1 protein-coding gene is annotated in these 244 nt (G+C 64.3%); it reads right to left on the bottom strand.

Annotated features, from left to right (window positions below; genetic code table 11):
* The coding region (locus tag SB725_RS33360; protein WP_410923716.1) for an Hsp70 family protein at positions 1-244 on the bottom strand (244 nt) is incomplete at both ends.

Genomic DNA, 244 nt, shown 5'->3' with positions numbered 1-244 from the left:
CACCTTCGGCATGCGGGTCTGGCCGCCGACCAGGATCACGTCGTCGATGTCCGACACCTTGACGCCGGCCTCCTTGATCGCGATGCGGCACGGTTCGATCGTGCGCTCGACGAGGTCCTCGACCAGCGCTTCCAGCTTCGCGCGGGTGATCTTCCGGTTCAAGTGCTTCGGACCCGATGCGTCGGCCGTGATGTACGGCAGGTTGATTTCGGTCTGCTGGCTCGACGACAGCTCGATCTTCGCC

This window comes from Pseudomonas sp. SIMBA_041 (assembly GCF_046535095.1).
GTDB classification, from domain to species: domain Bacteria; phylum Pseudomonadota; class Gammaproteobacteria; order Pseudomonadales; family Pseudomonadaceae; genus Aquipseudomonas; species Aquipseudomonas mucoides.
This window is presented reverse-complemented; position numbering and strand designations above follow the sequence as displayed.